At 61.5% G+C, this 10,907-nt stretch carries 7 protein-coding genes and 3 tRNA genes; 8 read left to right on the top strand and 2 right to left on the bottom strand.

Annotation, left to right across the window (positions count from 1 at the left end):
• A partial coding sequence (gene dinB, locus ACK59H_RS18800; RefSeq protein WP_196375144.1) for a DNA polymerase IV occupies positions 1-1,074 on the bottom strand: 1,074 nt, incomplete at its 3' end.
• A 204-nt stretch (positions 1,075-1,278) separates the two neighbouring features.
• Here dinB and ACK59H_RS18795 point away from each other — a divergent pair.
• The 5 genes from ACK59H_RS18795 (at position 1,279) to ACK59H_RS18775 (ending at position 5,959) form a co-directional block, all read left to right on the top strand.
• Positions 1,279-1,355 (top strand) — tRNA-Met (locus ACK59H_RS18795).
• 135 nt (positions 1,356-1,490) lie between these two features.
• Positions 1,491-1,567, top strand: a tRNA-Met gene (locus ACK59H_RS18790).
• A gap of 133 nt (positions 1,568-1,700) precedes the next feature.
• Positions 1,701-1,777: transfer RNA gene (locus ACK59H_RS18785), tRNA-Met, on the top strand.
• Positions 1,778-2,024: 247 nt separating this feature from the next.
• Positions 2,025-4,667 (top strand): bifunctional lysylphosphatidylglycerol flippase/synthetase MprF, encoded by a 2,643-nt coding sequence (gene mprF, locus ACK59H_RS18780; RefSeq protein WP_409264769.1) that lies wholly within the window; start codon positions 2,025-2,027, stop codon positions 4,665-4,667.
• Complete coding sequence (locus tag ACK59H_RS18775; RefSeq protein WP_060479471.1) at positions 4,667-5,959, top strand: virulence factor family protein; 1,293 nt, start codon at positions 4,667-4,669, stop codon at positions 5,957-5,959. The genes mprF and ACK59H_RS18775 overlap by 1 nt, the downstream gene beginning before the upstream one ends.
• A gap of 32 nt (positions 5,960-5,991) precedes the next feature.
• On the opposite strand, the gene ACK59H_RS18770 is transcribed toward ACK59H_RS18775, so the two are convergent.
• Positions 5,992-7,902 (bottom strand): potassium transporter Kup, encoded by a 1,911-nt coding sequence (locus ACK59H_RS18770; protein ID WP_060479472.1) that lies wholly within the window; start codon positions 7,900-7,902, stop codon positions 5,992-5,994.
• Between the two features lie 235 nt (positions 7,903-8,137).
• Here ACK59H_RS18770 and rimO point away from each other — a divergent pair, with 235 nt between their 5' ends.
• The 3 genes from rimO (at position 8,138) to ACK59H_RS18755 (ending at position 10,902) form a co-directional block, all read left to right on the top strand.
• Entirely contained in the window at positions 8,138-9,469 is a 1,332-nt protein-coding gene (gene rimO / locus ACK59H_RS18765) for a 30S ribosomal protein S12 methylthiotransferase RimO (RefSeq protein WP_060479473.1), read from the top strand.
• Positions 9,470-9,616: 147 nt separating this feature from the next.
• On the top strand, positions 9,617-10,072 hold the full coding sequence (locus ACK59H_RS18760) for a GNAT family N-acetyltransferase (RefSeq protein ID WP_060479474.1): 456 nt from the start codon (positions 9,617-9,619) through the stop codon (positions 10,070-10,072).
• A 119-nt stretch (positions 10,073-10,191) separates the two neighbouring features.
• Positions 10,192-10,902, top strand: coding sequence for an rRNA pseudouridine synthase (locus tag ACK59H_RS18755; protein ID WP_060479507.1), 711 nt, complete (start codon positions 10,192-10,194; stop codon positions 10,900-10,902).
• The last annotated feature ends 5 nt before the right edge of the window (positions 10,903-10,907 follow it).

Raw genomic sequence — 10,907 nt, 5'->3', positions numbered from 1 at the left:
GAAACCTATTTCAGGACTAGACACGGGAAACAGCTCCAATTGTTCATGGGCACCGCGCAGGTCGCGTAATCTGGCCCCTACTCCCAGTAAACGCACCGGCTTGCCACCACGGGCGAAAGCCTGCCCCAGCAATTTACGGTAACTCTCCAAGTCCCTGCCCGCCCCCGCCTGCTCCATCGTCGTCTGGCTGAAGTCATGGAATTTGACCTTGACGAAGGGTTTATCGGGCCGATAACTGCTGTCCATACGGGCGATCCGCTCATTGAGGCTGTCGAGCAGTTCAGGCAAGCGCTCCAGGCAGCTGGCCAAGTCCGGTAGGTCGTTGTCATAAGTGTTTTCGACACTCACCGACTGCCTGCGGCTATCGTTTTGCACGGCTCGTTCATCAATCCCTCGGGCCAACCCCCAAAGGCGCTCGCCAAAACTGCCGAACTCGCGGGCCAGTGCCAACCGTGACCATTCACGTAAATCAAGGCAGGTGCCTATCCCCAGGCGGCTCAGCTTGTCGGCGGTGACCTTGCCAACACCATGTAGCTTGGCCACCGGCAAGGCCGCTACGAAGGCTTCGACTTGGTCGGGGGTGATCACGAACAACCCATTGGGCTTGCGCCAGTCGCTGGCGATCTTGGCCAGAAACTTGTTAGGCGCGACACCCGCAGAGACCGTTATGTGTAGGGTACGGGCGACCCGTCGGCGAATGTCCTCAGCGATTCGTGTGGCACTGCCTGCGTACCACTGACTTTCACTGACGTCCAGGTAGGCCTCATCCAATGACAGCGGCTCGATCAATTCGGTGTAGTCACGGAAAATGGCATGAATCTCCCGCGAGGCTTCCCGGTAAGCCTCAAATCGTGGCTTGACGATTTCAAGGTCAGGGCAAAGCTTCAGCGCATGCCGGGACGACATTGCAGAGCGCACCCCGTAGGCGCGGGCCTCATAATTGCAGGTGGCAATCACCCCACGGCGCTCTGCCGAGCCACCCACCGCCATGGGCCGCCCGGCCAAGCGCGGGTCGTCACGCATCTCGATCGCGGCGTAAAAGCAATCGCAGTCGATATGGATGATCTTGCGCACGGACATTGATGATAGCCACCACTGTAAATTCATACAGATAGTAGCGCATAGCGACACCCGTGAAACAGTCTCCCGAGGTATCGGCTTTGCGGCCCCTCCACGTCTGCGCCGCCCATGAGCGCGGCTAAGAGTTTGAACGAAAAAGGATTTTTTACGATATATGTTGACATGGGGCAGGAATTGCGTAGAATTCGATCTCACAGGCGCGGGATGGAGCAGCCTGGTAGCTCGTCGGGCTCATAACCCGAAGGTCGTCGGTTCAAATCCGGCTCCCGCAACCAGATTCGAGAAAAGGCCACTGTTCACGCAGTGGCCTTTTTCTTTGGCCCGTGTTTTACCCAGCGTAAAAACATAAGGTAAATCAACAAGTAGCGCTTGACACACTTGGCGATCACTGTAGAATTCGGTTCCACAGGCGCGGGATGGAGCAGCCTGGTAGCTCGTCGGGCTCATAACCCGAAGGTCGTCGGTTCAAATCCGGCTCCCGCAACCAGATTCAAGAAAAGGCCACTGTTAACGCAGTGGCCTTTTTCTTTGGCCTAAGAAAAGCAAAACCAACCATAGTAAACCAGATGGGAGTAAGTGCTTGACTTACATGCCCTACTCTATACAATGCGCACCTCTGACGCGGGATGGAGCAGCCTGGTAGCTCGTCGGGCTCATAACCCGAAGGTCGTCGGTTCAAATCCGGCTCCCGCAACCATATTCGTCAGAACGAACCCCGCCTGTGTAAAAACAGCGCGGGGTTCGTTGCGTTCAGTCACCCGAAAAAACTTCCAACACCGTCAAAGCAGCGCGTTTGAGATGACGACGTGTGGATGAACTATCTTTAACGCTGCCGGACGACTGAAAGTAACGTTGTCCGGAGTAATATCCGGATACGTTTACCAAAGGGACTTTCACTTGGCCGCAGCTCTCCCCGTCCTCGCGCACCACGCCCGAGGCATCTCATGACATCGCACACCCCTGAACCTGAAGTGCCTCTGGCCGCAGCACTGCCCACTGCTGCTCAGCGCTTGCCCTGGCTGGAACGCGTGAGCCGGTACCGTCAGCCAATCGGCCTGGCCGTGACCTTGCTGCTGTTTGCCATGGCGCTGATCGCATGCCGGCATCTGCTGAGTGAACTGGATATCTATGCCTTGCACGATGCCATGCTGGAGGTCCCGGCAAAGTCACTGACCGGTGCGCTGCTGGCAACGGTGGCGGGTTTCTTGATCCTGCTGGGTTACGAGTGGTCGGCTAGCCGTTACGCAGCCGTCAAGTTACCCGCCAGGACGCTGGTGATGGGCGGCTTCAGCGCCTTTGCCATCGGTAACGCGATCGGGTTGTCGATGCTATCGGGCGGCTCTGTGCGCTACCGCCTGTATGCACGCCAGGGTCTGGGTGCGGCCGAAGTCGCCCGCATGACCGTGTTTGCAAGCCTTTCCTTGGGTACGGCGCTGCCACCTCTGGCTGCACTGGCCACCTTGAGCAACCTTCCCGCAGCGTCAGCTGCACTGCGCTTGCCTACAACAGTGCTGGCCGGCATCGCCATCGCTGTATTGGCTCTGAGCGCCATACTGGTGATCGGGCTCTACCGCCGACGCCTGCCGGAGCAACCGCTGGCCGACAATCTGCTGGTACAACTGGGCCGCCGCACCCTGCGCCTGCCTGGTGGCCGCTTGGCCGCCTTGCAGTTGCTGATCACCGCACTCGACGTCGCTGCTGCCGCGACCGTGCTCTACCTGCTGCTGCCTGAGGCCCCGCCCTTCGGTGCCTTCGTACTGGTTTACCTGCTGGCCCTCGCCGCTGGGGTGCTGAGCCATGTACCCGGTGGCGTGGGTGTATTTGAGGCGATCCTGCTGGCGGCTTTCGCCGACCAACTGGGTGCCGCGCCGCTGGCGGCGGCCCTGCTTCTGTACCGGTTGATCTACGTGGTACTGCCCCTGTTGCTGGCCTGCGTGTTGCTGCTGGCCAACGAGGCGCGCCGCCTGCTTTACGCCCAGCAAGCCATCAAGGCGGCCTCGGGGCTGGGTGCGCCGATTCTGGCGATCCTGGTGTTCCTCTCGGGCGTGGTGCTGCTGTTCTCCGGCGCCACGCCAGAGATCGACACGCGCCTAGAACACATGGGTTTTCTGGTACCACACCGGCTGATCGATGCATCGCACTTTGGCGCCAGCCTGATTGGCGTGCTCTGCCTGTTACTGGCTCAAGGCCTGCGCCGTAGGCTGTCTGCGGCTTGGCTGCTGACTACCGTGCTGTTGTTGGTTGGCGCACTGCTCTCGCTGCTCAAAGGCTTCGACTGGGAGGAGGCCAGCCTGCTGACCTTCACCGCCGCGCTGCTGGCCGTTTTCCGCCGCTCGTTCTATCGGCCGAGCCGGCTGCTCGAGCTGCCGTTCTCACCGGTTTACCTGGTGGCCAGCGCTTGCGTGGTAGGCGCGTCGGTATGGCTGTTGCTGTTCGCCTATCAGGACGTGCCCTACACCCACAAGCTCTGGTGGCAATTCACCCTGGACGCCGATGCCCCGCGGGGTCTGCGTGCTGCACTGGGTAGCGCAGTACTGCTGGTGATCGTCGCCCTCACCTGGCTGCTGCGCACCGCACGCCCGGTCATTCACCTGCCAGATGAAGCCGAATTGCAGCGTGCCAACCGCATCCTGCAGGCGTCCGACCAACCCGACGGCGGTCTGGCGTTGACCGGCGACAAGGCGTTGCTTTTCCACCCCAACGACAATGCCTTCCTGATGTACGCCCGTCGCGGCCGCAGCCTGGTGGCACTGTACGACCCGATCGGCCCGGCCCAGGAACGCGCCGAGATGATCTGGCAGTTCCGCGACCTGTGCGACCTTCACCACGCCCGCCCGGTGTTCTACCAGGTGCGTGCGGAAAACCTGCCGTTCTACATGGATATCGGCTTGACGGCCCTGAAGCTGGGCGAAGAAGCGCGGGTCGACCTGCGCCGCTTCGATCTCGAAGCCAAGGGTAAAGAGATGAAGGACCTGCGCTACACCTGGAACCGTGGTGGGCGCGATGGCCTAAGCCTGGAAATCCACGAACCCGGCCAGGCGCCGCTGGCCGAGCTCAAGGAAATCTCCGACGCCTGGCTAAGTGGCAAGAACGTACGCGAAAAAGGGTTCTCGCTAGGGCGCTTCAGCCCTGAGTATCTGCAGCACTTCCGTATCGCTCTGATTCGTTTCCAAGGCCGGCCAGTGGCATTTGCCAACCTGCTGGAAACCCACAGCAACGAACTGGCCAGCCTCGACCTGATGCGCGCTCACCCCGAGGCGCCGAAGCTGACCATGGAGTTCATGATGATTGGCCTGATCCTGCATTACAAAAGCCATGATTACGGCCGTTTCAGCCTGGGCATGGTCCCGCTTTCAGGCTTGCAGCCACGGCGTGGCGCGCCCTTGACCCAGCGTCTGGGCTCGATGGTGTTCCGCCGTGGTGAACAGCTCTACAACTTCCAAGGCCTGCGGCGCTTCAAGGACAAGTTCCAGCCGGACTGGGAACCTCGTTACATGGCCGTGCCGGCCGGGCTCGACCCGCTGGTAGCACTGGCCGATACTGCCGCCCTGATTGCTGGCGGCCTGACTGGATTGGTGAAACGCTGATGATCCGACGCTATTGGCTTTACGTACTGATTCCTCTTTTGCTGGCCGTACTGGGCGGCGCAGCGGGCTTCTGGTTGTGGACCCGCCCTGCCCCCGAGGCTAGGCTGGAGCAACTGACCCTCAACGACACCCGCATCACCCGGGTCACTCCGGGCGTTCACGCCAAGGCCCGGGTCGCCATTGGCGTGCCCCAGGACCAGGCCCTGACCGACAAGCAGTTGCTCGACCTCAGCCAAGCGGCCGAGGCGCAGCTGGTTCAGGTGGTTCTGCCGCCCAATGACTGCGCCAAGCAACAAGCGGTGATGGATCAGGCAATGACCCAACTCGCTGACAAACCGACGCTGGTCGCCGGCATTGGCCCAGGGGCTGCCCAGGCATGGCGCTGGCTGGCCAGCCAAACCGATGACAAGGCGCGGGCGGTTTCGGTGGACTTCACCCTGGAGCAGCCTGGCTGCAAGGTCGAGCTGCCGAAGTCGGCCCCCCACGGCCACTGGAACGTGGCCTGGAACGACAACCCGGACGACGCCAGCGCCGCCTTCGTACGCGATCAGGCCAACGCCGAAACCAGCATCAGCGACTACGACATCCACCTGCCCCAAGTGCTCAAGGCCCAGCTGACCCAAGCCTTGGTGGGCCGCGACGGCAACGCCCTGGCCATTCCGGTAGTAGAAGTCCCAGCCGGCCAGACCACCGATACCGTCACCCTGTTCCTGTCTGGCGACGGCGGCTGGCGTGACCTGGACCGCGACGTGGCAGGCGAAATGGCCAAGCTCGGGTATCCCGTGGTCGGCATCGACACCTTGCGCTATTACTGGCAGCACAAGACTCCAGAGCAAAGCGCCGCCGACCTGTCGGAGCTGATGCAGCACTATCGCCAGAAGTGGGGCACCAAGCGTTTCGTGCTGACGGGTTACTCGTTTGGCGCCGATGTATTGCCGGCCATCTACAACCGCCTGCCGGTAGAGGATCAGCAGCGTATCGATGCAGTGATGCTGCTGGCCTTCGCGCGCAGCGGCAGCTTCGAGATCGAAGTTGAGGGCTGGCTAGGCAAGGAAGGCCAGGAAGCGCCTACCGGGCCGGAAATGGCCAAACTGCCCGCGGCCAAGGTGGTCTGCGTGTACGGCGTGGAAGAAACCGACGAAAGTGGCTGCACCGACAAAACTGCAGTCGGTGAGCGCATGAAGCTGCCAGGCGGCCACCACTTCGACGAAAACTACCCCGCGCTCGCCAAGCGCCTGATCGACGAAATCGAAACCCGCCAAGGCAAGTCCAGCGTGGCTGCACAGAACTGAAAAAGGCGGGGCCGCCAGGCGGCCCCGCCCACTCATATCTCTACCTGGGTGCCCAGCTCGATCACCCGGTTCAGCGGCAGGTTGAAGAAGCGCAGGTTACCGTTGGCATTCTTCAGCAGGAACGCGAACAGGTTACCCCGCCAGCGTGACATTCCTTCGAGGCGTGAAGCGATCACGGTTTCCCGGCTAAGGAAGTACGTGGTGCGCATTGGGCTGAAGTCCAGGTCGTCCAAGTGGCACAGCTTCAGGGCCGCCGGTACGTCTGGTTCATCCATGAAGCCGAAGTGCAACAGCACGCGGAAGAAGCCATCGCCATAGGCATCGACTTCGAACCGCTCCTGCTCCGGCACCCGCGGTCGATCCTCGCTGACCACCGTCAGCAATACCACTTGGCTGTGCAGCACCTGGTTGTGCAGCATGTTGTGCAGCAGCGCATGGGGCACCGCATCAGCCCGCGCAGTGAGGAACACTGCCGTGCCTTCGACCCGGTGTGGCGGTTGCACGCGGATACTGCTGATGAAGATAGGCAGCGGCAGCCCGCCCTCATCGATACGCTCTACCAGGATCTGCTTGCCGCGCTTCCAGGTGCTCATCAACAGGTACAGCACACCGCCTGCCAACACGGGGAAGGCGCCACCCTGGACGATCTTCGGCACGTTGGCGGCGAAGAACAGCCCATCGACCAAGAGGAAGCCCACCAGGATCGGTACCGCTAGCACCGGTGGCCATTTCCACAGTAGCAGCATCACCGCCGACACCAGAATGGTGGTCATCAGCATGGTCCCTGTCACAGCCACCCCGTAAGCCGCCGCCAAAGCGCCGGAAGACTCGAATCCGATCACCAGCAGGACTACGCCGACCATCAATGTCCAGTTCACCGCGCCGATGTAGATCTGCCCTTGCTCCTGGCTAGAGGTGTGCTGGATCTGCATGCGCGGGATATAACCAAGTTGAATGGCTTGGCGGGTCAGGGAGAAGGCCCCGGAGATGACCGCCTGCGAAGCGATCACCGTGGCCAGGGTAGCCAGCCCGACCATTGGCAGCAGTGCCCAGCCGGGCGCAAGCAGATAGAAGGGATTGCGAGCAGCCTCGGGGTTTTGCAGCAATAGCGCGCCTTGGCCGAAGTAGTTGAGCACCAGCGCCGGCAGCACCAGCGCGAACCAGGCGCGAGCGATCGGCTTGCGGCCGAAATGGCCCATGTCGGCATACAGCGCTTCGGCTCCGGTCAGCGCCAGCACCACGGCACCGAGAATGGCCACGCCCATGCCAGGGTGGACGAGGAAGAAGTTTACCGCCCAGGCAGGGTTGAATGCCTTGAGCACTTCGGGGCTCTGCGAGATGCCAAGCACGCCCAATGCCGCCAGCGCCAGGAACCAGACCACCATGATCGGCCCGAACAGCTTGCCGATCTTGTCCGTGCCGTGTTTTTGCACCAGAAACAACGCCACCAGCACTACCAGCGAAATGGGCACCACCCAGTGGTCGATACCGTCGAACGCCAGGCCCATACCTTCCACCGCCGACAACACCGACACCGCCGGGGTAATCATGCTGTCACCGTAGAACAACGAAGCGCCGATCAGCCCGCAGACCACCATCAGCGTGCGCAGGCGCGGGTAGGCCGCCGTGGCCCGGCGTGCCAGCGCGGTCAACGCCATGGTACCGCCCTCGCCCTGGTTGTCGGCGCGCAGGATGAACATCACGTATTTGAACGACACCACCCACAGCAATGACCAGAGGATCAGCGAGAGGATCCCAAGTACACCATCATGGTTGACCGGCACCCCGTAACCGCCGGTGAAAACCTCCTTCAGGGTATACAACGGGCTGGTACCGATGTCGCCATAGACAACCCCAACAGCCGCTACCAGCAGGCCCAAAGACCTCGTCGCGCCTTGCTCGCCCGCGTGCCCGCCTTCGGCGTGACTGCTTGCCTGAACCATCGAACACTCCCGCACATGGCCATCTAGACCGGTAGAATTCACAGGTGCGTCAGGGGCATGCAATTGCCACGACGCACTGGCGCGAAGCATAGCGCAGCGTTCGTCGTATTTCTGCTGGTCAAGCGACCGTACGCTCGCTAGAATTGCGCACTTTTTGATCAGAGGCGCCAAAAGCGCCCGTCAAGCTCGCACCCGGCTACGGCCGGGCGCACGGCATTCAATACCGAGGTTAGTCATGTCCACCACTCTCGCCACCCCCAAGGTTGGTTTCGTCAGCCTGGGCTGCCCCAAGGCCCTGGTAGATTCCGAGCGCATCCTGACCCAGCTGCGCATGGAAGGCTATGAAGTCGTACCTACCTATGAGGACGCCGATGTAGTGGTGGTCAACACTTGCGGCTTCATCGACAGCGCCAAGGCCGAGTCCCTTGAAGTGATCGGTGAAGCGATCAAGGAGAACGGCAAGGTCATCGTCACCGGTTGCATGGGTGTCGAAGAGGGCAGTATCCGTGATGTGCACCCAAGCGTGCTGTCGGTGACTGGCCCGCAACAGTACGAGCAGGTGGTCAGCGCCGTGCACGAAGTCGTGCCGCCACGCCAGGACCACAACCCGCTGATCGACCTGGTGCCGCCCCAAGGTGTCAAGCTGACCCCGCGCCACTACGCCTACCTGAAGATTTCCGAAGGCTGCAATCACAGCTGCAGCTTCTGCATCATCCCGTCGATGCGTGGCAAGCTGGTCAGCCGTCCGGTTGGCGAGGTGTTGAGCGAGGCGGAACGCCTGGTCAAGGCCGGCGTCAAGGAGATCCTGGTAATTTCCCAGGACACCAGCGCCTACGGCGTGGACGTCAAGTACAAGACTGACTTCTGGAACGGTCGGCCGGTCAAGACCCGTATGCTCGAACTGTGCGAAGCGCTGAGCAGCCTGGGCGCCTGGGTGCGTTTGCACTATGTGTACCCATACCCGAACGTCGACGACGTAATCCCACTGATGGCCGCCGGCAAGATCCTGCCGTACCTGGACATCCCGTTCCAGCATGCCAGCCCCAAGGTGCTCAAGTCGATGAAGCGCCCGGCCTTCGAAGACCGGACCCTGGCCCGCATCAAGAACTGGCGCGAGCAATGCCCTGAGCTGGTGATCCGCTCGACATTCATCGTCGGCTTCCCGGGCGAGACCGAAGAAGACTTCCAATACCTGCTGGACTGGCTTACCGAAGCGCAGCTCGATCGTGTGGGCTGCTTCCAGTACTCGCCCGTTGAAGGCGCCCCGGCCAATGACTTGGGCCTTGAAGAAGTACCGGATGAGGTCAAGCAGGAGCGTTGGGACCGTTTCATGGCCCATCAGCAGGCCATCAGTGCTGCCCGCCTGCAACTGCGCATCGGCAAGGAAATCGAAGTGCTGATCGACGAAGTCGAAGAGCAGGGGTCGGTCGGCCGCAGTTTCTTCGACGCACCTGAGATCGATGGCAGTGTGTTCATCGACGGTGACCACGGCTTCAAGCCTGGCGACAAAGTCCGTTGCCGTGTGGTGGATGCCGATGAGTACGACATGTGGGCCGAGCCGGTTTAACCCCGGCGCTGCGTGATAAGCCCCTGCCGGCTTCCCAGCTTCGGGAACAACCGGCAGGGGCTTTTTTGTTCTCGTTGCAGCGCCTGTCATAAGCCGTTCGGCAGCACGCCTGCTATGGTTCTTCTACCCCTTGGGAGAATCACCGCCATGGCTTCGATGCTGACGCTGCAAACGCCTGGTTACGGCGACTACGAGAAGCTGGTGCAGCTTTGGGAGGACTCGGTACGCGCCACCCATGACTTCTTGCCCGACGCCTACATTCTGCTATTGCGCGAGCACGTTCTGCGCCGTTACCTGGACGCGGTAATGCTGGTCTGTTGCAGGGATCGCCAGCGCATCCACGGTTTTGCAGGTGTCGCCAACGGATGCGTACACATGCTGTTCGTGGCACCCGATTGTCGCGGCATGGGTGTTGGCAGGCGGCTACTGCGCTATGCGGTTGGCGAACTGAATGCCGAGCGTCTGGATGTCAACGAGCAGAACACCCAAGCCCTTGGGTTTTATTTGCACGAAGGCTTTGAAGTGGTCGGTCGCTCGGAAACGGATGGCCTGGGGCAGCCATATCCCCTACTCCACATGAGGCTTATTCCTACAGCGCGTTGAGGTCGCGTCTGAAAATGTCGTGCCGTGCGCCCAATATGGCCGATTCGGCAGAGATTCCCATCATCAACGGCGTACAGGCAGGTACAATGGTGGCCTTTCCCTGCCTTGCGAATGCCCCCATGTCCGAACCCGTCCGCCTGTCCAAACGCCTCATCGAGCAGCTTGGTTGCTCACGCCGCGAGGCCGAGTTGTACATCGAAGGCGGCTGGGTCGCGGTCGATGGCGTGGTAGTAGAGCAGCCTCAGTTCAAAGTCGACGCTCAACAGGTCGAGCTGCTGCCCGGAGCACGCGCCGAAGCACTGGACCCTGTCACCCTGCTGGCGCATCAGGCGGCCGGTGCTGACAGCGAGACAACCCGCACCCACCTCAACATGGGCAACCTCAGCGAGGCTCACCGCGAGGGTGTACGCCCCCTGCACGGCCACTTTGCTCGGCTGTCCTGCCTGGCGCCGCTGGAATGTGGCGCCAGCGGCCTGCAGGTGTTCACCCAAGACTGGCGAGTGACTCGCAAGATCGACGCCGACCTGCGCCGCATGGAGCAGGAATACATCATCGAAGTTCGCGGCCAGACCACTGCTCAAGCCTTGGAGCGCCTGGCGCGCGGCGCCACGCGCAATGACCGCGAGCTGCCCAAGGCCAAGGCCAGTTGGCAGAACGAGACCCATCTGCGCCTGGTTGTTAAAAACCCGCAACCTGGGCAGATCGCCGAATTGTGCGCTTACCTGCGCCTGGAAGTGCTAGGCATGCGCCGCATTCGCTTGGGGGGTGTGTCGATGGGCAAACTGCCCGTTGGGCAGTGGCGCTACCTGGCGGCCACCGAACGTTTTTAAGCAAT

Source organism: Pseudomonas sp. KCJK9000 (genome assembly GCF_046230725.1).
GTDB classification, from domain to species: Bacteria; Pseudomonadota; Gammaproteobacteria; order Pseudomonadales; family Pseudomonadaceae; genus Aquipseudomonas; species Aquipseudomonas promysalinigenes.
Note: the sequence above shows the minus strand (reverse complement) of the source record. Positions and strands in the feature narration are given on the sequence as shown.

Excerpts from the sequence above, each read along its gene's own strand:
- ACK59H_RS18755 (WP_060479507.1), top strand. The coding sequence starts at position 10,192 with ATGTCCGAACCCGTCCGCCTGTCCAAACGCCTCATCGAGCAGCTTGGT.
- ACK59H_RS18760 (WP_060479474.1), top strand. The coding sequence starts at position 9,617 with ATGGCTTCGATGCTGACGCTGCAAACGCCTGGTTACGGCGACTACGAG.
- ACK59H_RS18775 (WP_060479471.1), top strand. The coding sequence starts at position 4,667 with ATGATCCGACGCTATTGGCTTTACGTACTGATTCCTCTTTTGCTGGCC.
- rimO (WP_060479473.1), top strand. The coding sequence starts at position 8,138 with ATGTCCACCACTCTCGCCACCCCCAAGGTTGGTTTCGTCAGCCTGGGC.
- ACK59H_RS18770 (WP_060479472.1), bottom strand. The coding sequence starts at position 7,902 with ATGGTTCAGGCAAGCAGTCACGCCGAAGGCGGGCACGCGGGCGAGCAA.
- mprF (WP_409264769.1), top strand. The coding sequence starts at position 2,025 with ATGACATCGCACACCCCTGAACCTGAAGTGCCTCTGGCCGCAGCACTG.